This window comes from Klebsiella sp. HC6, from assembly GCF_022605325.1.
GTDB lineage: Bacteria > Pseudomonadota > Gammaproteobacteria > Enterobacterales > Enterobacteriaceae > Klebsiella > Klebsiella terrigena.
Map to the genome: position 1 here is coordinate 2,549,242 of NZ_CP093276.1, position 22,628 is coordinate 2,571,869.

A 22,628-nucleotide genomic window follows, 5' to 3' on the forward strand; every position below is an offset into this window, starting at 1 on the left:
AGCGTCGGGCGCTTAAAAATCCATCTTCACCGTAAACTGCACTTCGCGCGGGTCGCCAATCTGGTTGCCCAGGTTGTTGGTACCGACCGAAGAGGTGTAGTAGGTCTTATCGAACAGGTTCTTAACGTTAACCTGCAGGGTGACCGGATACTGCAGCTTCATCTTATAGGCGGCGAACGCGTCCGCGACGCCGTACCCCGGCAGGTAATAGTCCGCGCCGTTGGTGGCGGAACGCTTGCTGACCGCGTGCCCCCCGGCGCCGAGGGTCAGGGTATTGCCGGCGTAGACGTTATGCACGTCATAGGTCATGTACAGCGAGCCGGTATGTTTTGGCACGTTCGGCATTGGCTTACCGGCGTAGTCCGGATCGTCGAGCACCTTAGCGTCGGTATAGCCGTAGCTGGCGATGATGCTCAGGTTGTCGGTGAGCGACCCGGCGACGTCCATCTCCACGCCCCGCGAGCGCACCTTGCCCGCCGTTTTGGCAATGGTTTCATCCCCGACCGTTTCGTTGTACAGCACGTTACGCTTATCGATATCGAACAGGGCGATATTGGCGGTCACGCCGCTGAACAGCTCAAACTTGGCGCCCAGCTCGTAGGAGGTGGACTCTTCCGGCGGCAGGTTGCCGATATAGCTGGCGATGGACGACTGCGGCATAAACGACTGCGCCACGTTGCCGAACAGCGAGATGGTCGGCGTCAGCTTATAGACCAGGCCAAACTTCGGCGTCCACTTCTGGTCGCTGCTGTCGGTATTGACGTTAAACGGACGCCCCTTGCCGGCGTACTGGGTGTAATACTGGTAGCGCACGCCGGCGACGGCGATCCAGCTATCGTTGAGGTAGAGCGCGTCCTGCACGTAGGCGGCGTAGCTCTCCTGCTGAATGCGCTGATCGCTATCGGACGCCGACACGCTGGTGCATTTATCGACGGTGCCGTAGACCGGATTGTAGATATTGAATCCCTTGGTGTTCTTACAGCGGATCATGTCGGTGCGCAGCAGATCGTAGTTCTCGTAGGCGATACCGCTGAGGATCTCGTTGTAGAAACCGCCAATCACCACGTCGCCCTGCAGATCGGCACGGGTCGAGTGCATCTTCTGGGTTGAGCCGTGGGTGGCGTCAACGCGGCGGGTCAGGTCGCCGGTGGCGGAATCATAGGCCATGACCCGAGCCTGGTTATCGTTGTAGTGATCCTGGCTGTAGCTGTAGTCAAAGCGGGCGGTCCAGGCCTCGTTGAGCCGGTATTCGGCGTTAAGCTGCGCCAGGTCGGAATAGCCGTCGGTAATATTGAACGGCTCGTCGAAGCGGGTTTTACGATCGACGTTGACCGCCTTTTTGGTATTGAGATCGAAAATCGTCCCGCGATCGAACGGTGTACTGTAGTCGCGATGCGAGTATGCCACGTTGACCGTGGCGCGGTCGCCAAACCAGGTCAGGGAAGGGGCGATAAAGCTGCTCTTCTCTTTGCCAAAGCTGCGCCAGTAGTCTTCATTCTGATATTCGCCGATGACGCGGTACGCGAGGCGCGTCCCTTCGATGGGGCCGGTGACGTCAAACTGGCCGCTGCCGCCGCCAAAGCTGGTGGAGGTCGCCGAAATCGATCCGCCGAAGGTTTTTTCCGGGCGTTTGGTCACCACGTTAATCAGCCCGCCGGGGTCGAGAATGCCGTACAGCGTCGAGGCCGGGCCTTTCAGCACCTCCACGCGCTCGGCGGCGGCGTTGAAGCTGCGCGGCAGGACGGTGCGCAGCCCGTTGGTCATAATGGAACCGTCGCGGTTAGCGCCGAAACCGCGGCGGGTAAAGGCGTCCTGGGTGCCGCCGAGGGTATTGGTCTGCACGACGTTGGCGACGTTATACAGCGCCTCGTCGAGCGTAGTGACGTGCTGATCTTCCAGCACCTGGTCGCTGACGGTGTTAACCACCTGCGGGATATCCAGCATCGGCATTGAGGTCAGCGTCGCGGTCGAGCTGCTGAGGGGCTGATAGCCGCTGGTGGCGTTTTGCTGGCTGCCGTCCGCCACCACCGTAATGGTTTCGTCGCTCGCCTTTTTATCTTTTTCCGCCGCGGTTTGCGCGGCGATAATCCCCGGAGAGGTAAAGGAACCCAAAAAAATCAGTGAAAAAAGTGCACGCCCTTTCAATGTCGTGAAAGGGACAGTTGATTGCGTCATTTGTCTGTTTCTCGTGAACGAATCCGTCCTTTGCGGACAGATAAAGCCAATTAAATCATTGCCCTTAAAAATATTATCTATCCGTGAACCGCCATAATTCGCGCCCGGATATGTAATTGAGAATCATTCAACCACGTAGCAATGTAGTAGTAAACGTTATGTAAGATAAAAAAACGCTGCCGGCGAAAGCGGCGTTTTGGCGGCGTAATGAACGGCGAAAATTATGTTTATCATTCTGTTTTTAATGTATTTAATTAGGATTGTTCCGCTACGTAAGATTGCCGGTAGCGCCTTTTCTCTGTGCGTAAAACAGAGTATTGACTACTACATTCATTCACATCATGATCAAAAGAGAATGAGATGTATTTTTGTTTGAGTGCAGTCCGTGCGGGCCTGATGCCACGCCGCTGCGGTGCGGGAGCGAGTTATGCCACAGCGGGTGATGCCTGCAGAGCAGGGGATTGTGCTGGATTCCCTGTCGGCCGGATACGGCCAGACCCTTATCGTCAACGATATTAATCTGACGATCCCCCACGGCAAAATGACGGTACTGGCCGGGGCCAACGGCTCCGGGAAATCGACCCTGCTATCGACCATCGCCCGAATGCTCAAGCCGCTCGGCGGCTGCGTGCGCCTCGACGGTGAGATTATCCACGAGCTGCCCACCCGGGCAGTATCGCGCCGGCTGGGGATACTGCCCCAGTCGCCGCTCACCCCGGAAGGGCTGACGGTTTTCGAGCTGGTCGCGCGCGGGCGCTATCCCTGGCAAGGGCTGATGCGCCAGTGGTCGGACGCCGACGAGCGGGCGGTGGAGGAGGCGCTGGCGCTCACCGGCACCGCCGAGTTCGCCCATCTGCCGGTGGACAGCCTCTCCGGCGGCCAGCGCCAGCGCTGCTGGATAGCGATGGCGCTGGCCCAGCAAACCGCCACTATTCTGCTCGATGAACCGACCACCTGGCTCGATCTGCGCTATCAGGTCGATATTCTCGAGCTGCTGCAGACCCTGACCCGCGAACACGGGCGCACGGTGGTGACCGTCCTGCACGACCTGAACTTTGCGGTGAACTATGCCGATACGCTGGTGTTTCTTAAGCAGGGGCGCATTGCCGGGGTGATTGGTGAAAATGAAACCTGTACCCCGGAGCTGATTAAAACGGTGTTTGACGTTGACGTGCAGATGTCGCTGAACCCGCAAACCGGTAAACCGTTCTTTATGCCCTTTCGCGCCCGCCAGGCGGCCGGACAATGAGCGCCGGCGCGCTGATGCTCCGGCGCCGACGCGCCCGGCCGCGGCTGGCCGTGGTGGTGCTGACCCTGCTGCTGATCGGCGGCTCGCTGGTGCACCTGGGGCTGGGGGCGCGCTGGATTGCGCCGCCCACCATACTGCAGGCGCTGCTCCATTACGATCCGCGCAGTTTTGACCAGCGGATTATCGTCGATTTACGCCTCGTGCGCCTGGCCGCCGCGTTGCTGACCGGCGCCGCGCTCGGCGTCGCGGGTATGCTGCTGCAGACGGTGATCCGCAATCCGCTCGGCGAACCGCACATTCTCGGCCTCAATGCCGGCGCGTCGCTGGCGGTGGTGGCGACCTCGGCGCTGGGCCTCGGCGAAGCGGCGTTCGGCCGCCCGCTGACCGCCGCCTGCGGCGCAGGGCTGCTGTTTGGCGCCGTGATGCTGCTGGCCTCCTCCGGACGCGGCGGCATGACGCCGCTGCGCATCACCCTGTGCGGGGTGGCGCTCTCGGCCTTTGCGTCGGCGGTGACCGCGGCTGTCCTGATTCTGGACGAACAGACGCTGCTGGCGATGCGCACCTGGCTGGCGGGCGATCTTGCCGGACTGAAGTGGCAAACGCTGCGCGCGGCGCTGATCCCGGCGCTGGGCGGGCTGCTGATCGCGCTCACCATCGCCCCGCGGCTTAACGTCCTGGCTTTGGGGGATAAGGTCGCCCTCGGGCTGGGGGTGAAAATTGCCCAGACCCGGCTGCTGGGGCTGACCGCGATCGCGCTGCTGTGCGGTTCGGCGGTCGCCGTTGCCGGGCCGATCGGCTTTGTCGGCCTGGTGGTCCCGCACGTGGTGCGGCGGCTGATTAGCGAGGATATTCGCCTGGCGCTGCCGCTGGCGGCGCCGGTGGGTGCCCTGGTGCTGGTGCTGGCGGATATTGCGGCACGCACCCTGGTGGCGCCTCAGGAACTGGCGACCGGGGCGATGACCGCCCTGGTGGGGGCGCCGCTGTTTATCTTTATTGCCGCGAGATTCTTTAAATGAAAAGCGCCGCTCGTCGTGCCGGATTCCGCCCGCTGATTGTCGGGAATCGTCATATTCTGCTGCGCCCGGCGGCGCTGAAGATGGCCGCCGCGCTGTTCGTCGTGATGGCGATCCTCGGCGCGTTTGGCCTGACGCGCGGCAGCTTTCCGCTGCCTTCCTGGACCGTGCTGCGGGCGCTGCTGGATGCGGATAGCCTCAGCGGACAGCAGCGCTTTATTCTGTTCGATATCCGCCTGCCGCGGCTGTTTATGGCGCTGCTGTGCGGGGCGATGCTGGGGATGGCCGGTGCGGCGATGCAGAGCATCACCCGTAACGGACTGGCGGACCCGGGGCTTATCGGCGTCAAGGAGGGGGCCAGCGTGGTGGTATTGGCGCTGATCCTGTTCTTCCCGGCGACGGCGCTGGCGTGGCGGCCGCTGGCGGGAATGGCCGGCGGCGTGCTGGTGGCGCTGCTGGTGCTGGCCCTGGCGCGCGACTGCTCGCGGCCGCGCTTTATCCTGATCGGTATCGGCGTCTCCTGGACGCTGGCCGCGGCGGTGGGCATTTTTATGACCACCGCCGACGTCCGCGACGTGCAGACGGCGATGATCTGGCTGGCGGGAAGCCTGCATGCGGCGACCTGGCCGCTGCTGGCGGTCGCTGCTTGCTGGGCGCTACCCGGCGCGCTGATCCTGTTTCTTACCGCCCGCGCGGCGGACGTGGCGCTGCTCGGCGACCGCACGGCCATCGGCCTCGGCGTCCGGCTACAGCAGCTGACGATGCTGCGCTTTTTTGCCCCGGTGCTGCTAACCTCCGCCAGCGTCTCCTGCGTGGGTAGTCTCGGCTTCGTTGGCCTGATGGCACCGCATATGGCGCGCTTTGTGCTGCGCGGCGGTCAGGTCTCTCTGCTGTGCGGCAGCGCGCTGATTGGCGCTCTGCTGGTATTAGTGACCGACACCATCGGGCGGGTGGCCTTTGCGCCGCTGCAAATCCCGGCCGGGATTGTCATCGCCCTGGTGGGCTGTCCGTTTTTTATTCTGCTGCTGTGGCGTCGTCGTGATGCCCTGTAACTCTCAAGGATTGCTATGCGTTGGTTAGTTCCTCTGCTGCTTTGCGTGGCCGGTACCGCGGGTGCCGCCGCGGGTCAGACGCAAAAATTTACCGATGATTTAGGTCGGGTGGTGAACGTGCCGCTGCATCCGCAGCGGATTGTCTCGATGCACGATCTGGATATCACGATCCCGCTGATTGAGCTCGGCGTGCCGCCGGTCGCCAGCCACGGGCGTACGCGCCCCGACGGTAGCCACTATCTGCGCTCCAGCGCCCAGCTTACCGGCGTCGATTTTGATAACAGCGATATTCAGTTTATCGGCACCGCGGATATCGATCTCGAAGCCGTGGCTGCGGCCAGGCCGGACCTGATTATTACCGAGCCCAGCCGCCACGTCTCGGTGGAACAGCTGGAGAAGATCGCCCCGACGGTAAGCATCGACCATCTGCAGGGCAGCGCGCCGCGCATTTACGCTAAGCTGGCGCAGCTGACCGGCTCCGAGGCGCGGCTGGCGGTGCTTGAACGACGCTATCAGGAGCAGATTAAGCAGCTGAAGGCGGCGGTCGATACGCAGAAGATTACCGTCTCGGTGATTCAGGCCAACGGCGGCAAAGTGACGGTTCACCATTCGTATCACGCGCTGGGGCGCGTGCTGCGCGACGCCGGCTTCCGCTTCCCGCCGCTGATTGAGCGTATTCCCGACGGCCAGCGCATCGACGTCAGCGCCGAGCAGCTGCCGGAGCTGGATGCCGATTTCGTCTTTGCGACCTGGCGCTCCGACACCGGCGGCAAGCCGCAGGACGAGCTGCAGGCGATGGAGGCCGTGATGCCGGGCTGGTGCGACTTTATGCGCGCCTGCCGCAGCGGACGCTATATCCTGCTACCGCGCGAGGACGTGATCTCCAACTCCTTCGCCGCCCTGAGCCTGATGGCGGCCGAAGTGCAGTCGCATATTGCCGGACGTCCGCTGCCGGCGGAGCTGAAATGAAAACGCCGCTAAAACGCGAGAAGGGGCGGGTTGACCTGTTTGGCGACCGCTTTCGCGCCCGGGCGCATCAGCTGTCGCCGCGCCTGCTGGCGGTGGTTAGCTATATCAACGACAACCGCGAGGTGGTGCTGGAGCGCACGGCGATGGAGATTGCCACCGCCACCCACACCTCCGACGCCACGGTGGTCAGGGCCATCCAGGCGCTGGGCTTCGCCGGGCTGCGTGAGCTGAAGCAGACCATGGAGCGCTGGTTCGGACCGTCGATTACCTCCTCGGAGAAAATGCTCTCGACGGTGAATGCGCTCTCCACCGACGTCAATTCGAGCATCGATTTCGTGCTCGAGGGCCACCAGCGCGCCTGCGAGGTGCTCTCCCGTCCCGACAACCGCGCGGCGGTAGCCCAGGCGGTGGCCCTGCTCAGCGACGCGCGCCAGGTGGCGATTTTCGGCATCGGCGCGTCGGGGATTCTGGCGGAGTATACCGCCAGGCTGTTCAGCCGCATCGGCCTGCCTTCCTACGTCCTGAACCGCACAGGTTTTAGCCTCGCCGAACAGCTGATCGGTCTGCAGCGCGGCGACGTGCTGATCATGATGGGGCAAAAATCCCCCCACCGGGAGGGCATGACCACCCTGCGCGAGGCCCGGCGGCTCGGTATTCCGACGATTCTGCTGACCCAGGCGGTCGATTCCCGCTTCAGCCAGGAGGCGCAGGTGGTTATCGAGGTGCCGCGCGGCGGCGATAACGGGCGGGTGCCGCTGCACGGAACGGTGCTGGTGTGTCTGGAAATGATGGTGCTCTCGGTCGCCTCTACCGCTCCGCAAAAAACCATGAAATCGATGAAGCGCATCAACGAACTGCATAAAGCGATCGGTAAATCTGGCGGTAAGCGCAGCTAACGGCCAGATAAATCACCGCGGCGCAGGTTTGTGGTTGCATGCCATGCTGAGTGTGTGTATTTTTATGCAAAATAAATGCATAAAAAGGATCGGTCATGGTTAAGAAGTGGATGAAAGCGTGCTGCCTGATGGCGGCAATGATTGGCACCGCGCAGGCGGCGCAGGAAACCTACGTTGTTGGTTCCGGCGGCACCTATCGCCCGTTTGAGTACGAAAACAGCCAGAAGCAGCTGGAAGGTTTTGATATCGACATCATCAAAGCGATCGCTAAGGCGGAAAACTTTGATATCAAGCTGGTCAACACGCCGTGGGAGGGGATCTTCGCTACCCTCAACACCGGCGATCGCGACATTATCATCTCCGGGATCACCATTACCGATAAGCGTAAGCAGATGGTGGATTTCTCCGCCCCTTATTTCCCGGCCGAGCAGTCGATCGTGGTGCCGGCGGATTCGAAGGTGACCTCGCTGGCGGCGCTGAAAAGCGAGAAGGTTGGGGTGGTGAACTCCAGCACCGGCGACATCGTGGTCTCTGACGTGCTGGGTAAAAACAGCACCGCCATCAAGCGCTTCGACAATACGCCGCTGATGCTGCAGGAGCTGTTTGAAGACGGCGTCAGCGCGGCGGTCGGCGATGTTGGGGTGGTAAAATACTACATCAAGCAGCACCCGGAGAAGCAGTTCAAGCTGGTGCCCGACGCGAAGTTTGAGCGCCAGTACTTCGGTATCGCCGTAGCCAAGGGCAACAGCGCGCTGCAGGCGAAAATCAACGCCGGCCTGCAGAAGATTGTCGCCGACGGCACCTACGCCAAAATCTATAAAACCTGGTTCGACGACAACGTCCCGACGCTGCCAGCGCAATAAAATCTATTTTTTGTCTTACTCACGGCTATCGGCTTTGACGATAGCCGTATTTTTTAGGGAAAGATTATGACGGGATTCCGTTGGGAGATCATCGAGGAGTACGGTCCGCTGTTTATGGACGGCGCCTTGATGACCATTAAATGCACCATTATTTGCGTGATCCTCGGCACCCTGTGGGGGCTGACCCTCGGGCTGGGGCGAATGGCGAAGGCCGAGCACGGGGTATGGAAATACGTCCTGCGCTACCTGGTTCAGTTCCCGGTACGCTTCTACGTCAGCGCATTTCGCGGCACGCCGCTGTTCGTGCAGATCATGGTGGTTCACTTCGCGCTGGTGCCGCTGTTTATCAACCCGCGCGACGGCCTGCTGGTCACCGGCGGGGTGATGAGCGCCGACTTTGCCCGCGAGCTGCGCTCTAACTACGGCGCGTTTCTCTCCTGCGTGGTGGCGATAACGCTCAACGCCGGGGCCTACGTCTCGGAAATTTTCCGCGCCGGCATTCAGTCGATCGATAAAGGGCAGATGGAAGCCTCCCGCGCGCTGGGGATGCCGTGGTGGAAAACCATGCGCCAGGTGATCCTGCCGCAGGCGTTTCGCCGCATTCTGCCGCCGCTGGGCAACAACGCCATCGCTATCGTTAAGGACTCCTCGCTGGCGTCGGCGATCGGCCTTGCCGACCTGGCCTACGCCGCGCGCACCGTCTCCGGCGCCTACGCCACCTACTGGGAACCCTACCTGACGATCTCTCTGGTCTACTGGGTGATTACCTTCCTGCTGGCACAGCTGGTTAACCGTCTGGAAAAGAGGTTTGGCAAAAGTGATTCACATTAACAATCTGCACAAGCGCTTCGGTGACAGCCACGTTCTGCGCGGCATCAGCTGCGATATTCAGCCGCAGGAAGTGGTGTGCATTATCGGCCCGTCGGGCTCGGGGAAAAGCACCTTCCTGCGCTGCATGAACGCGCTGGAAACCGTCAGCGAAGGCGAAGTTGAGGTCAACGGCTTTGCCGTCCACGATCGCGCAACGGACCTGAATAAAATGCGTGAAAGCGTCGGCATGGTCTTTCAGCGCTTCAACCTGTTCCCGCATATGACGGTGCTGGAAAACCTGATCATGGCGCCGATGAACCTGCGCGGCATGGCCCGGCAGGCGGCGATTGCGCTGGCGGAAGAGCTGCTGGCAAAGGTGGGGCTGAGCGATAAGCGAGACGCCTGGCCCTCCAGCCTCTCCGGCGGCCAGCAGCAGCGGGTGGCGATTGCCCGCGCGCTGGCGATGGAGCCGTCGATTATGCTGTTCGACGAGCCGACCTCCGCGCTCGATCCCGAGCTGGTCGGCGACGTGCTGGCGGTGATGAAAAATCTCGCCAGCGAAGGGATGACGATGGTGATCGTGACCCATGAAATGGGCTTTGCCCGCGAGGTCGCCGACCGGGTTATCTTTATCGACGGCGGGATTATTCAGGAGCAGGGCCGGCCGGAGCAGATCTTCAGCGCCCCGAGCAACCCGCGCACCGCCGCGTTCCTCAGCAAGGTGCTATAAGAAAAGCGGCCGCCAGGGCCGCTTTATCATATTGCTGCAGGCGGAACGGCGCGCTACTGCGCCGCTTCGCTCACCTCATCGACCGAAGCTTCACGCTCGTTGGCCAGCAGCGTTTTCTCGCTCTTGCCTAAGCCCTGAATCAGCAGGAACAGCAGGCCGCTGGCGAAGAGGGTGACGATCAGGCCGTCATATCCCGAAACGCCGATCGCCAGGCTGCTGATCACCGGCCCGGCAACGCTCCCCGCCGACCAGAAGAAGCCCAATAGCGCGTTTATCATGATCAGCTTCTGCCCGGAGAAGGTTTTACCCGCGCGCACCAGCGACAGGGTATAGAGCGCGCCCGCCGCTGCCCCGAGCACCAGGCAGCCGACGATCAGCTGCATGCGCGAGCCGAGCAGGAAGGGCAGCGCCAGCAGGGCGAGGCAGAAGACCAGCGCGCAGCTGAGGTGCACCCGGCGGATGCCAAACCTATCGGCAATCCAGCCGAGCGGCGCCTGGAACAGCGCATCGCCGGTGAGTACCACCGTCACCAGCAGCACCGCCATCGACTCGTTTAGCCCCTTATCCATGCCGTACAGCGGCAGCAGCGCCAGGATGCTGGCATCGAAGAAGGAAAAGCAGAATACGCCGGAGGCCAGAACCGGCAAAAATGCGCCGAGGCTACGCCAGCTGGCGCGTCCGGCGAGGCTTTCACGGCTGCCGCCCGGCAGGTGGCGCAGCATAAGCAGGCACAGGGCGGTCAGGCCGCAGATCGCCAGCAGCGCCCATGACTGATAGGCGGGGCCGGCGGAAATCAGCAGCGGCCCGGCCAGCTGGCAGCCGGTGAACGCCGAGGCGTAAATCCCGGTCAAGGTGGCGCGATTTTTCCCCGCCGCCCCGCCGGTGATCCAGCTTTCCCCCAGCACGATAATCACCCCCGAGGCGAGGCCGGTCAGAAAGCGCGGCAGCAGGAGCTGCGGCAGATCGACGGTCAGGCAGGAGGCTACCGTCGCCAGGGCCAGCAGGATCAGGCTTGCGCTGAGCAGTACGCCCATCTCAAAGCGGCGGCACAGCGCGGGCGAGAGGAAGGAGGAGAGCATCATGCCCGCCGGCGGCAGCGCGGCCAGCAGGCCAACGTAGAGGGTATCAATTTGCTGCTGCGCCAGCTCAAGGCTGATAAGCGGCACCGTATAGCCGGTGATAAAGCCTACCAGCGAGGCGGCCATGATCATCGCCAGCGTAGGCGCCAGGCGATTGTGGTCTGGGTTAAACATTTTATTCCCGATAACGGAAGTCAACAGGTGGATAATCTGGCAAATCGCCAACAGCCCTGCATATTAGTTAATCATATGGCTTCTGTCACCGTTGAAATGGCTACCATTAATTGAGACGGGGGCCGCGGCCGCTCGCCAAAGCCCGCCGGGCGGAGGTTTAGCGAGAGTTGTCAGCGCGCTGGCGAAAGGATATAACTCATAGAGCAGCCCGGCGCTCGCGGGGCGCATGGATAAAATGCATACCGATAACAACCCTCGCTCAGCGCTGATGCTGTGCAGGAAAGGAGTACGACATGGCAGTATCGCCTTCATCCATCGCCGAGGCTATTCGCTGGCGACGCGATTTTCATGCTTACCCTGAACTGGGCTACCAGGAACAGAAAACCTCCCGTCGCGTCGCCGAACTGCTGGCCTCCTTTGGCCTGCAGGTGCATACGGGGCTGGCGGGAACGGGGGTGGTGGCGACCCTGGAGAACGGTCCTGGCCCGGTAATCGGCCTGCGCGCCGATATGGACGCCCTGCCGATTACCGAACTCGGCGAGGTCAGCTACAAATCCCGCAATCCCGGCGTGATGCACGCCTGCGGCCACGACGGCCATACCGCGATGCTGCTGGCGGCGGCGGCGCATCTTGCGCGGACCCGCCGCTTTCGCGGCACGGTGCATTTTGTTTTTCAGCCGGCGGAAGAGAACCTCGGCGGCGCGCGCAAAATGGTCGAAGAGGGGCTGTTTACCCTGTTTCCAATGGACGCAATTTACGCGCTGCACAACTGGCCGGGGATCCCGCTGGGGCAGGTGGCGATCAACACCGGCGCGATGATGGCCTCCCTTGATGCCTTCGAAATCACCCTGACCGGTAAAAGCTGCCATGCGGCGATGCCGGAGAGCGGGGCCGACCCGATCGTCGCCGCCGCGCAGCTTATTATGGCGCTGCAGACGATTCCATCGCGGCGCCTGTCGCCGCAGGAGTCGGCGGTGGTCAGTATTACGCAGATTAGCGGCGGAGAGGCGATCAACGTCCTGCCGGACAAAGTGGTGCTGCGCGGCACCTTCCGCTGCCTGAGCAACCCTGTTCGCGAGCGGGTAAAAGGGCTGATTGAACGCTACGTGGCGACGCAGCCGCAGGTCTCTGACGTGCAGGGGGAGATTTTCTGGTATCCGGGCTACCCGGTCACCAGGAACCATCCGGCGCAGGCGCTGAGCGTCCGCGAGGCGGCGATTGCCGCGCTGGGCGAGTCGGCGGTGAACGCCGAGGTCAGCCCGTCAATGGCCTCAGAGGATTTTGCCTGCATGCTGGAAGCGTGCCCCGGCGCCTATTTCTGGATCGGTACCGATGGCGAAACGCCGTCCAAACCGCTGCATAATGCCGGCTATGATTTTAATGACGATCTGATTGAACCCGGGGTGCTGATGTGGACGGCGCTGGTGGAAAAACTGCTGCCGCTGGTCGGCGAAGCCTGACGCGTTGAGTGACAACGTCACGTCAGGGGAGGCGCGCCTCCCCTGACTCTTTTAGGCGTTAGCCGCGGCTTTAAGACGCGCTTTCATCTCGTTGTAGGCGCTGAGCGCAAACTGTTCCGCCCAGCGCTGATCGGCAATGGCCTCGACCTTCACCGCGCAGTACTTGGTTTCCGGCGTTTTCGAGATCGGATCGAGGTTATCCTGGGTTAGCTCATTGCAGGCCCCGACCCACCACTGGTAGGTCATATAGACGGCGCCGCTGTTGATGCGATCGCTGATATCGGCGCGGGTGATAACCTTTCCGCGCCGCGAGCTGACCCACACCAGCTGCCGGTCGGCAATCCCCATCTGCTGCGCATCGGCGCGGCTAATTTGCACCCGGCCCGGCTCGTCGGCCAGCGACTGCAGCGCCGCGCAGTTGCCGGTCATCGAGCGGCACGAATAGTGACCGACTTCGCGCACCGTGCACAGCACCAGCGGATAGTCGGCATCCGGCGTTTCGGCCGGGGCCCGCCACGGCGCGGCGAACAGCTGGCCCTTACCCGTTGGGGTATCAAACTGGTTATCCTTATAAAGCCACGGCGTGCCCGGATGATCCAGCGTCGGACAGGGCCACTGCACGTGGTTCATGTCGCCCATTTTTTCATAGGTTACGCCGTAGAACAGCGGGCATAGCTCGCGCATCTCGTCCCAGATTTGCTGGTTATCCGCGTAGTGCATCGGATAGCCCATTTCGCTGGCCAGCAGGCTGATAATCTCCCAGTCGCGCTTGACGTTTCCCGACGCCGGGATCGCCTTCTCAAAGCGCTGGAAGCCGCGATCGGCGCAGGTGAACACGCCGCCGTGTTCGCCCCAGGAGGTCGCCGGCAGCAGCACGTCGGCTATCTCGGCGGTTTTGGTCATAAAGATATCCTGCACCACCACGAAATCCAGCGCCTCGATCCCCTTGCGCACCAGCCCGAGGTCGGCCTCCGTCTGCAGCGGATCTTCCCCCATGATGTAGTAGGCCTTGATCTCCCCGGTCAGCGCCTTGTGGGGCACTTCGGTAATGCGGGTGCCGACCTTATCGTCCATCAGCGCCGGGTCGATGCCCCAGGCCTCGGCAAATTTAGCCCGCACCTGCGGGTCGGTGACCTCCTGATAGCCGGGGAAGAGGTTCGGCAGAACCCCCATATCGCAGGCGCCCTGGACGTTGTTTTGTCCGCGCACCGGGCCGACGCCGACGTGCTCGCGGCCAAGGTTGCCGGTGAGCAGCGCGAGGCTGGCCAGCCCTTTAACCACGTCCACCGCCTGGCCAAACTGGGTCACGCCCATTCCCCACATAATGGTGGCCGAAGGCGCGGCGGCAAACATTCGCATCGCCTGGCGTACCTCCTGCGCCGGCACCCCGGTCAGCGGTTCGACCGCCTCGGGTGAGTAGTCCCGCACCGCTTCCCGGTAGGCCTCAAGGCCTTCGGTAAAGCGATCGACGTAATCATGGTTGTAGAGGTCTTCCTCTAGCAGCACGTGCGCGAAGGCGTTGACCAGCGCCATATTGCTGCCGTTATTAAGCTGCAGGTGACGATCGGCAATGCGCGCGGTCTCAATGCGCCGCGGGTCGCAGACGATGATCTTCGCCCCGTTCTCGCGGGCTTTGATCACCCTGCGGGCCACGATCGGGTGGGAATCCGCGCAGTTGTAGCCGAAGACCAGCAGGCATTTCGAGTTTTCAATATCGCTTATCGAGTTGCTCATCGCGCCGTTGCCCAGCGCCTGCTGGAGACCGGCTACCGACGGCCCGTGACACACGCGGGCGCAGCAGTCGACGTTGTTGGTGTTGAGCACCGCCCGGGCAAACTTCTGCATCACATAGTTGGTTTCATTCCCCGTGCCGCGCGATGAGCCGGTGGTCATAATGGCGCGCGGGCCGTGCTGCTGTTTGATGGTCTGCAGCTTCTTCGCGGTATAGCGGATCGCTTCATCCCAGGTCACCGGGGTGAGCTGGCCGCCTTTTTGGTAGCGAATCATCGGCTGCTTCAGGCGCGGGGTGAGCAGCTGGGTATCGTTGAGGAAATCCCATCCGTAGTAGCCTTTGAGGCACAGCTGGCTTTGGTTGGTCACCCCATCGGCGGCTTCGGCGCGGATAATTTTATCGTTTTCGACAACCAGCTTAAGTTTGCAACCCGCCCCACAGTAAGGGCAAACGCTCGTGATTTTTTTCATCAGTAACAGACCTGTTAACAGTGAATGAAGATCGTCGGTCAGGCCGGGCCCGGCCTGCCATCGTCATTGAGTCCTTGCGTCACGATGTTGACGTCAGGTATGGCTGTTAAGCAGGAAGCGTGCCAAAAAAATAACACATTGATTTTTATTGGAAATTCAATTAGAGGATGCCGGCTCGTCGCGATGTCGTCACTAATGACGATGACGAGCGGCCGGTCCCGACGCCCCGGAGATGGCGGGCTCGCGCCGGCCGGCGGCGCGAAGGAAGGGGCGCAGGGCGGGGGATCAGGCCATTTTTTGCCGGAAGTGGGCGAGGGTTTGCTCGGCTAAACCGGCCTCCTGCGCCGCGCTGCAGATGGCCTGCCAGCTGCCCTCGTCAAGCGGAATACCCCGCGCCAGGCGCTCCTCGCGGTTGGCCTGCTCCCATTCGCCGGGCACCAGAATCGGAGCGTCCGCCTCGTGCGGGGACTGCTTACACCAGTCGATAAAGGCTTCGGTCTGGCTCTGCATCTGCGGAGCATCGAAGGTTTCCGGGTCCAGAATGATGGTGGTCATGCAGTTGAAAATGGCGTCGACGCAGGTTTGCAGGCTCTCCTGGTGGGTTGTCTGGCCGCCGGATACCGCGCCGCCGAGGATTTCGCACAGCGTCGCCAGGGCGTAGCCTTTATGCTGGGCAAAGGTCAGCAGCGCGCCCAGCGGCGAGGTCTGCATCACCGCCGGGTCGTTGGTCGGCTCGCCCTGGGCATCGATCAGCGAGCCGGCCGGCACCGCTTCCCCCTTGTGCCAGGCAACGCGGGTCTTGCCGAAAGCGATGGCGCTGGTGGCGTAGTCCAGCAGCAGCGGCGGCTGGCCCCTGCGCGGGAACACCACGCACAGCGGGTTGGTGCCGAAGCGGCTGTCCTTCCCGCGAAACGGCGCAACCATCGGGTCGCCGACGACGCTGACGAAGTGGATGGAGATCATGCCCGCCGCGGCGCACTGCTCGGCCCAGTAGCCGATGCGGCCGATATGGTGGGCGTTGCGCAGGGCGACGGCGGCCATGCCGTGCCGCTGTGCCTTTTCGATACCGATCTGCATCGCCTCGTGGGCGACCACCTGACCAAACCCGGCGTTGCCGTCGAGGGTCACTACCGCCCCGGCGTCCTTCATAATGCTGGCATGCCGGTTGAGCTGTAGATGCCCCGCGGCCTGGGAGCGCACGTAGCTCGGGATCATCCCGACGCCGTGGGAATCGTGGCCGGCGAGGTTGGCGGCAATCAGATGGTCGGCGACGAGGGTCGCTTCGCTGGCGGTGCTGCCGAGGTGGCTGAAAAGGGCGACGACAAACTGATGCAGATCCGTAGCCTGAAAGCGATGTCCGGTAGGCACTGAGTCTCTCCTGTGGTGGGCGGTTAGCGTAGTTATTTTGTGATGTTTGCCGATCCATGCTGCTCTCCATGCCGATGAAGATCAAGCGCTTGTGGAGAGTGCTGGCGTGAGTGGCAGAGAACAGAGTTGAGGCTGTCGGGACTGGTCGCCGGAGTGAGAATCATTATGATAAAAATCTTATTCTAAATGATATGGAGAAAACCATAATGAACATCAGCTCAATCATTTTAGCCCTCGTCGCCGTTGCCCTGCTGGGTATTTCCGTCTATAGCCTGCTTAGCTATATTAAAGAGCGCCGGGCAATGCGTTTTAAATCGTTTCGCCAGCGCTGAATCACAAAGCCCGCGTCTTATTAACCGGCTTTATGATAATTTTCGCGCCAGGTCTTCGGCGATGCGTGATATTTCTCGCGGAAGCTTTTGCTAAATAACGGATGGCTGATAAACCCGCAGAGCCACGAAATCTGCTCGACCCGCAGCTGAGGTGCGCTCTCCAGCAGCTCGCGCGCGGCCTCTAAACGCCGCTCTTTAAGCACCGTCATAACCGAGGTTCCCTGTTCGTTGAAGGCGCGATCGAGGCTGGATCGCGAGCAGTGGAGCGCTTTTGACAGCAGGTCAGGGGAGAGATCGTGCTGCTGATAGTGCAGGGCGATAAACGATTTCGCGCTATTCACCAGATGCCCCAGCTTGCCGGAAGAGATTAATCCCTGCTGTTTCGCGATATCGCTCAGGACCAGCAACGCCATATTATGCAGACCGTCGACAACGGTTGCCGTTTCCTTTAGCGACAGGCTCGCCGAATGGCTATCGAGCAGCATCATGTGCGATTTCAGAAACATCGCCAGATGATGATTCTCCAAAGACACTATCGGGCTATTGAGCCTGCCGTTAAAAACCTCTTTGATTTTCTCGCTGCGCGGAATGATATAGAGCTGCTTCACGTCGTCGCACTGATACTGATAATAGTCATTGCGCTGATGAACAATCAGCATTCCAGGATTGACCTGCGCGGAGACGGATTTCTTTCTGCCGTTAATAACCTGATGTCCCTGCACCAGCAGCGAAATATAGATCGACTGCTCCTCGACGCGATGCGGATCGAAGGTGGTCTGATTTTTCGAACCCATCGCACTACAATAGTCGCCGGAAATAGCGGATATAGTCTTATGCGTGGCAATAATCTCTGCCGGGCGGCGGTTGTTCGCTACTTCTATCCCATAGCAGCCGAGGTTTTGCGATATTTGCTGGTAACGCTCTTCCGGCGCGATATCCGCCGCGCTCAAAACGTGAGGAACGTACAGCGCAGTAGGTCTGGGCATGTTTTTCGCCTTTCTCAAGGTGCTGCTGGCAGGTGAATTTTTATCCTTCGATTATAAGATTAATCCTAAGAAAAACCAGCGCCCGGTGGTTTTTTTTACGCATTTTAACCGCCCGCGCGCACGGGCGTCCTGCCGGCCGAATGACGGACCTCCTTTTTTCACCAGAAAATAGTTTACCGGCGCGCTGAATATTATTTTGCTATTTATTAATGCATGCTTTTCGGTCATAAAAAATATATTTGTGCCGCCTGCCATAGATTAATTGCGCTGCGAGTAAACGCCTTGTTTGACCCGGAATGACCAGAAAACATCGGGCTGGACAGCGGGACGAAAATAATTGCAAGCTATATCGCAGGTAGTGGTCAATACACATCGGCTCACGGGGATAATAAGCTCATGGCGAAACGTAAAATTATTGTTTTATCTTTGATGTTTTTTTGTGTTTTATTTTTTGCCGCCGCCGGCGGTTATTTTTTACTGCAGAAAGACAACTTTGCCGAACCCGATGGCGATGAAACCGCCGCCGCCGTTCTCAAAGTGGCCGGGCTCGATGAGAGCGGCCAGCGCGATCCACAGGCGTTAAGGGCGCAGTTTCAGCGCCGGGTTAGCGTCCGTCAGCTTAATCTCGATAGCGGCGAGCTGCTGGCGGCGGGCAAGGGCCGCGCGGCGCAAAAACGCTGCGCCAGCCTGCCGGCGGCCGGCGATCCGGCGCAAATCAGGCAGCGCTGCGCCCTGGCTGATATCTACCTCGTTCACGATAGCAGCGGAACCATTCAACAAATTATTCTGCCGGTTTCCGGCAAGGGCGCGAAATCGATGATGTATGCGCTGGTGGCCATCGACACCGACGGCCGCACGGTGAAAGATCTCCTGTACTACCGGCAGAACGAGACGCCGCTGCTCGGCGCGAGGGTGGAAGACCCGCAGTGGCTGAGGCAGTGGGCGGGCAAAAAAGTACGCGACGATCGCGGCCAGCCGGCGCTGAAGGTGACGCAAAATAGCGATGGTCGGCACGACGATTACACGGTCGACGGCATCAGCGGGGCGACCTTAACCTCCAACGGCGTTGAGAAGAGTATTAATTACTGGATGGGGCCGCAGGGCTACGGCAGATTTCTCCAGCGTATTCAGCAGGATCCGGCGCAACTATCCGCCGATGCCGCGCGCGATTAGCCCTGCACTCTTTGCAATATCTGACACAAATTTTCACGGTTTGACATTTTAATGATCTGCGTCATGTACATCGACGGTAAAAATGCCAATGATAATTATTATCATTAAATTTGATGGAAGGCGCAATGATTGCCCCTCGTTCTCTCCTGCTGGCTCTGCTTCTTAGCCTCCTGTTTAGCGCCTCGGCGCTGGCGGAGGCCCACTATGCTCCCTACATCGCGGATATTGAGCAGCGGCTGGATAAAACGGCGCAGCTCTACCAGCAGCAGAAAAACGACGAGGCGCGTCGGGAGGTGCAGAGCGCCTACTTTGAAGTGTTTGAAAACCTCGAAGGGCCGATTCGCATTAATATTTCGGCGCGTAAAAGCTACGAGATGGAAAGCACCTTCGGCGAGATTCGGCGGATGATTGCCGAGGGCAAGCCGCTGGACGCGGTGCAGGCGCGCATCGACGGCCTGAAGCGGGCGCTGCGCGAAGTCGAGCCGGTGCTCGACGGCGGGCATCGGCTGGTGGCGGAGGAGCAGCATACCGCCTTATCGCGGGACGATATCGCGGCGCAGTGGCAGGAGAGCTTTCGCACCATCGACGACCGGCTGGCGCAGGCGGTGAGCGAGTATCAGGCCGGCCGCTACTCCCTCGCCAGCCAGCAGATCCAGCAGGCGCACTATCAGGGTTTCAAAAACTCGGAAATGGAAATCGCGGTGCGGCAGAATCGTTCGGCGAAGGACGCCGCGGCGATTAACCAGCAGTTTACCGCCCTGATCGCGCTGACGGCGCAGCCCGGACGGCTGAACGACGTCTCGTATCAGGTCACCGCGCTGCTGCAGGATCTGGAGGACCTTCTACCCGGCCTGCCGGGCACCCGCGACGACGGGCCGCAGGCTAACCCTGCGGCGGCGGAGGCCTCCGCGCCGAACGCCGACTGGGCCAGCGTGGCGGCAGGAATCAACCAAAGTATGGATGCCGCCCTGGCGCGCTATCAGCGCGGTGAAGCGGAGGGCGCCATTCAGGATATCCAGGATAGCTACTTCGACCGCTTCGAAGCCAGCGGCATGGAGAACAAAATCGGCTCCCGCGACGCGGCGTTCAAAACCACCCTTGAAGCCTACTTCACCCGCATGGTCAGCCTGATGAAGGCCGGCCAGCCTCAGGAGAAGCTGACGGAACAGGCCGCCGCCCTGGCGCAGGATCTGCAGAAAGCGGTCGCGTTGCTCGGGGAGGGGGAAGAGACCCACTGGAGCCTGCTGCTCTACAGCCTGATGATCATCGTGCGTGAAGGGCTGGAAGCCCTGCTGATCGTGGCGGCTATCGTCGCCTATCTGATTAAAAACGACCACCGCGACAAGCTGCCGCTGATTCGCCAGTCGGTGGTCGTGGCGCTCGTCGCCAGCGTGGTGACGGCGTTTATCTTCCAGCTGCTGTTTACCAACTCCGGCGCCAGCCGGGAGCTGCTGGAGGGGATTACCATGCTGATCGCGGTGGTGATGCTGTTCTTCATGAGCTACTGGCTGCTCTCCAAAGTTGAGGCCCGCCGCTGGAAAGCCTGGCTGGAGGGCAAACTCTCCCACTCGCTCTCGCGCGGCTCGCTGGTCGGGCTGTGGCTGACCAGCTTCCTCGCGGTCTATCGCGAAGGTGCGGAAACGGTGCTGTTTTACGCCGCGCTGCTCGGCGACGCTCAGGGCGTTAGCGGACACCTCGCCATCGGCGGCGGGTTTATCATCGGCTGCGCGGTGCTGCTGGTGGCCTGGCTGGTGATGCGCTACTCGGTGGTGCGGCTGCCGCTGAAACCCTTCTTCCTGTTCACCGGCGGCTTTATGTACCTGATGGCGTTCGTTTTTGCCGGCAAAGGGGTGCTGGAGCTGGTGGAGGGCAAGCTCTTCCAGCCGACGCTGGTTGGCGGCATGCCGGAAATCGGCTGGCTGGGGGTCTATCCCTACGTTGAAACCCTGATCCCGCAGGCGATATTGCTGATTGCGGCGCTGGCCGCGCTGTGGATCATGCGCCGCCGCGCTCCGGCGCCGGCGGAAGATATAAAAAATAACTTCTGACTTTTTTAATTTTAAGACGAGAGGATGTGCCAGATGAACTTTAAGCAGACCCTGATTATCAGCGCCACCGTTGCCAGCATCTTTGCCGCCCCGGCGGCGCTGGCCTTTAAGGAGTATCCGGCGGGCGAGCCGGTGACCATGAATGAGATGGAGATTGCGGCGGTTTATCTCCAGCCGATCGATATGGAGCCGCGCGGCATGGGGCTGCCGGCGGCGAAGTCGGATATTCATCTGGAAGCCGACATCCATGCGGTGGAAGGAGGCAAGAATGGCTTTGGCGCGGGCGAATGGATCCCCTATCTGACCATCGCCTATACCCTGGTCAACAGCGACACCGGCGAAAAGCAGGAGGGTACCTTTATGCCGATGGTGGCCAGCGACGGCCCGCACTACGGCGCCAATATCAAAATGATGGGCGTTGGCAACTATAAGGTGACCTACCACATCGACCCGCCGTCAAAAGCCGGGATGCACCGCCATACCGATAGCGAAACCGGCGTCGGCCGCTGGTGGAAGCCGTTTGACGTCAGCTACGAGTTTAAGTACGTCGGCCTGAACTAAGCCTGGCGTAGCCGATTTTTTGCGGCCACGGACGCCGCCGCTGTTACGCAGGACGACCCGCCGGCCATCCTGCGGTCTGTTATTTATCCGCCGTACCGAGTTGAAGTCATGAGCTATTTTTTTGTCTCGACGCTACAGGTCTTTTTCTGCATTGCGCTTCTGTCCGCCGTGCTCTGGGGACGCGGCGACGTTCCCGCGCTGCGCCCGCTCGCCTGGACGCTGCTTGCGGCGCTGGCCGTCGGCCTGCTGGCGGGATTCTACGTTCGCGGTAGCCAGTCGCTGCAGCTGATCCTCGTCGGCGCTGAAATTCTGCTTTCGCTGCTGTTTTTGCTCAGCTTCTGGTGGGCGTCGCAGCGGGTTCGCTACCTGTGGCAGGGGATCCTCGTTGCCGGCGCCGCCCGCCGCTGGGGGCTGGATCCGAACCTGAGCGGCCTGACCTCAACTCACGTCCTGAATACCGATCTGCTGCTGAACCTGACGGCGATCCTCCTCGCGCTGGCCACGCTCTGCCTCGCCGCCGCGCTCTGCGCGATGCTCCTGCGGCGGATGCGCTGGCTCTACTGGCCGCTGACCCTGCTGCTGATGGTGCTGCTGTGGCTGCCGCTGGGCGGAACCCTGCTGCTGCTGCTGATGAAGCTGCAGGTGGTACCGCTGCTGAAGCCGCTGCTGAGCTTTGTCGCCAAAGTAACCAACAATGCCGCGCTCTACAGCTGGGCCGCCGGCGCCATACTGCTGCTGATGAGCCTGCTCTGGCTTCCGACGCTGCGCGGCTACGCCCGGGCGGTTAAGGCCGCCGAACGGCCGATTGACCGCCGCCTGGCGCTGGCCAAACGCCGGGGCGCCGGCCGCCTGTGGCTCACCACCGTTGGCTGCGCGCTGGTGATTATCGGCGGCCAGCTGTGGTGGGAGCAGGTGGCCTCCCAGCCGCCGCGCCTATCCGAAGCGCAGCCGGTGACCCTCGCCGCCGACGGTCAGGTGCATATTCCGCTGGCGCAGGTGCGCGACGGCAAGCTGCATCGCTTCGTGTGGATAGCGGACGACGGTAAAGCGGTGCGCTTTTTTGTGATCAACCGCTATCCCGACAAGCTGCGCCTCGGCGTGGTGTTTGACGCCTGCCTGCTGTGCGGCGATCAGGGGTACGTGATGGAAGGTAACCAGGTGATTTGCGTCGCCTGCGGGGTGCACATTTTTATTCCGTCGATTGGCAAACCCGGCGGCTGTAATCCGGTGCCGATCGACGGCTGGCGCAACGATGAAACCGAGCTGACGATCCCCGGCAGCGCGCTGGCGACGGGAGTGAACTACTTCTCGACGGTGCTAACCATCAAGGTTACCGACCCGGTGGACGGCTCAAGCCTGACCAATACCGCGGCCGAATTTAAATACAGCTATGGCGGTAAGACCTGGTTCTTCGCCTCCGAAGCCAACTATGACCGTTTTCGCCAGGCGCCGGAGCAGTTCGTTGCCGACGCGGTGAAGGAGGAGTAG

General features: G+C 61.2%; 18 protein-coding genes and 1 pseudogene. 14 read left to right on the forward strand and 5 right to left on the reverse strand.

What is annotated here, in order from left to right:
* Positions 1 to 12 precede the first annotated feature (12 nt).
* Positions 13 to 2,175, reverse strand: coding sequence for a TonB-dependent siderophore receptor (locus MMW58_RS12380; protein ID WP_241723480.1), 2,163 nt, complete (start codon positions 2,173 to 2,175; stop codon positions 13 to 15).
* A 427-nt stretch (positions 2,176 to 2,602) separates the two neighbouring features.
* Here MMW58_RS12380 and MMW58_RS12385 point away from each other — a divergent pair, with 427 nt between their 5' ends.
* From MMW58_RS12385 to MMW58_RS12420, 8 genes and pseudogenes are all read left to right on the forward strand, one after another.
* Positions 2,603 to 3,424, forward strand: a complete 822-nt coding sequence (locus tag MMW58_RS12385; RefSeq protein WP_241723481.1) for an ABC transporter ATP-binding protein — start codon at positions 2,603 to 2,605, stop codon at positions 3,422 to 3,424.
* A complete protein-coding gene (locus tag MMW58_RS12390; protein ID WP_241723482.1) occupies positions 3,421 to 4,440 on the forward strand; it encodes a FecCD family ABC transporter permease in 1,020 nt (339 codons plus the stop codon). The genes MMW58_RS12385 and MMW58_RS12390 overlap by 4 nt, the downstream gene beginning before the upstream one ends.
* Positions 4,437 to 5,489: a FecCD family ABC transporter permease gene (locus tag MMW58_RS12395; RefSeq protein WP_241723483.1), complete on the forward strand. Its 1,053-nt coding sequence runs from the start codon at positions 4,437 to 4,439 to the stop codon at positions 5,487 to 5,489. Before MMW58_RS12390 ends, MMW58_RS12395 begins: the two co-directional genes overlap by 4 nt.
* Positions 5,479 to 6,458, forward strand: a pseudogene (locus MMW58_RS12400) (iron-siderophore ABC transporter substrate-binding protein). Before MMW58_RS12395 ends, MMW58_RS12400 begins: the two are co-directional and overlap by 11 nt.
* Complete coding sequence (locus tag MMW58_RS12405; RefSeq protein ID WP_123708253.1) at positions 6,455 to 7,354, forward strand: MurR/RpiR family transcriptional regulator; 900 nt, start codon at positions 6,455 to 6,457, stop codon at positions 7,352 to 7,354. Before MMW58_RS12400 ends, MMW58_RS12405 begins: the two are co-directional and overlap by 4 nt.
* A gap of 95 nt (positions 7,355 to 7,449) precedes the next feature.
* Positions 7,450 to 8,217, forward strand: a complete 768-nt coding sequence (locus tag MMW58_RS12410; RefSeq protein ID WP_045858783.1) for a basic amino acid ABC transporter substrate-binding protein — start codon at positions 7,450 to 7,452, stop codon at positions 8,215 to 8,217.
* Positions 8,218 to 8,283: 66 nt separating this feature from the next.
* On the forward strand, positions 8,284 to 9,048 hold the full coding sequence (locus MMW58_RS12415; protein WP_041146000.1) for an amino acid ABC transporter permease: 765 nt from the start codon (positions 8,284 to 8,286) through the stop codon (positions 9,046 to 9,048).
* Positions 9,035 to 9,757 (forward strand): amino acid ABC transporter ATP-binding protein, encoded by a 723-nt coding sequence (locus tag MMW58_RS12420; RefSeq protein ID WP_133599402.1) that lies wholly within the window; start codon positions 9,035 to 9,037, stop codon positions 9,755 to 9,757. The genes MMW58_RS12415 and MMW58_RS12420 overlap by 14 nt, the downstream gene beginning before the upstream one ends.
* A 53-nt stretch (positions 9,758 to 9,810) precedes the next feature.
* Here the strand turns inward: MMW58_RS12420 and MMW58_RS12425 are convergent, their stop codons facing one another.
* Positions 9,811 to 11,010 carry an MFS transporter gene (locus tag MMW58_RS12425; protein WP_159235805.1) on the reverse strand — a complete coding sequence of 400 codons (1,200 nt, stop codon included), beginning with the start codon at positions 11,008 to 11,010 and terminating at the stop codon, positions 9,811 to 9,813.
* Positions 11,011 to 11,303: 293 nt separating this feature from the next.
* Between MMW58_RS12425 and MMW58_RS12430 the strand changes: the two genes are divergently transcribed.
* The gene (locus MMW58_RS12430) at positions 11,304 to 12,470 is read left to right on the forward strand and encodes a M20 aminoacylase family protein (protein WP_241723484.1); all 1,167 of its coding nucleotides are present in this window, start codon (positions 11,304 to 11,306) and stop codon (positions 12,468 to 12,470) included.
* Positions 12,471 to 12,521: 51 nt separating this feature from the next.
* Here MMW58_RS12430 and fdhF read toward each other — a convergent pair whose 3' ends face one another.
* A complete protein-coding gene (gene fdhF / locus MMW58_RS12435) occupies positions 12,522 to 14,672 on the reverse strand; it encodes a formate dehydrogenase subunit alpha (protein WP_241723485.1) in 2,151 nt (716 codons plus the stop codon).
* A 285-nt stretch (positions 14,673 to 14,957) separates the two neighbouring features.
* On the reverse strand, positions 14,958 to 16,040 hold the full coding sequence (locus MMW58_RS12440) for a malate/lactate/ureidoglycolate dehydrogenase (protein WP_241723486.1): 1,083 nt from the start codon (positions 16,038 to 16,040) through the stop codon (positions 14,958 to 14,960).
* A gap of 212 nt (positions 16,041 to 16,252) precedes the next feature.
* On the opposite strand from MMW58_RS12440, the gene MMW58_RS12445 reads away from it, so the two are divergent.
* Positions 16,253 to 16,372, forward strand: a complete 120-nt coding sequence (locus MMW58_RS12445; RefSeq protein WP_139339464.1) for a small membrane protein — start codon at positions 16,253 to 16,255, stop codon at positions 16,370 to 16,372.
* A 20-nt stretch (positions 16,373 to 16,392) separates the two neighbouring features.
* Here MMW58_RS12445 and MMW58_RS12450 read toward each other — a convergent pair whose 3' ends face one another.
* On the reverse strand, positions 16,393 to 17,358 hold the full coding sequence (locus tag MMW58_RS12450; RefSeq protein WP_241723487.1) for a helix-turn-helix domain-containing protein: 966 nt from the start codon (positions 17,356 to 17,358) through the stop codon (positions 16,393 to 16,395).
* Between the two features lie 396 nt (positions 17,359 to 17,754).
* On the opposite strand from MMW58_RS12450, the gene nqrC reads away from it, so the two are divergent.
* From nqrC to MMW58_RS12470, 4 genes are all read left to right on the forward strand, one after another.
* Positions 17,755 to 18,531, forward strand: coding sequence for an NADH:ubiquinone reductase (Na(+)-transporting) subunit C (nqrC, locus tag MMW58_RS12455; protein ID WP_241723488.1), 777 nt, complete (start codon positions 17,755 to 17,757; stop codon positions 18,529 to 18,531).
* Between the two features lie 125 nt (positions 18,532 to 18,656).
* Positions 18,657 to 20,579 carry an FTR1 family iron permease gene (locus MMW58_RS12460; protein WP_241723489.1) on the forward strand — a complete coding sequence of 641 codons (1,923 nt, stop codon included), beginning with the start codon at positions 18,657 to 18,659 and terminating at the stop codon, positions 20,577 to 20,579.
* Between the two features lie 33 nt (positions 20,580 to 20,612).
* Positions 20,613 to 21,140: an iron transporter gene (locus MMW58_RS12465; RefSeq protein WP_123708245.1), complete on the forward strand. Its 528-nt coding sequence runs from the start codon at positions 20,613 to 20,615 to the stop codon at positions 21,138 to 21,140.
* 108 nt (positions 21,141 to 21,248) lie between these two features.
* A complete protein-coding gene (locus tag MMW58_RS12470) occupies positions 21,249 to 22,628 on the forward strand; it encodes a Fe-S-containing protein (protein ID WP_241723490.1) in 1,380 nt (459 codons plus the stop codon).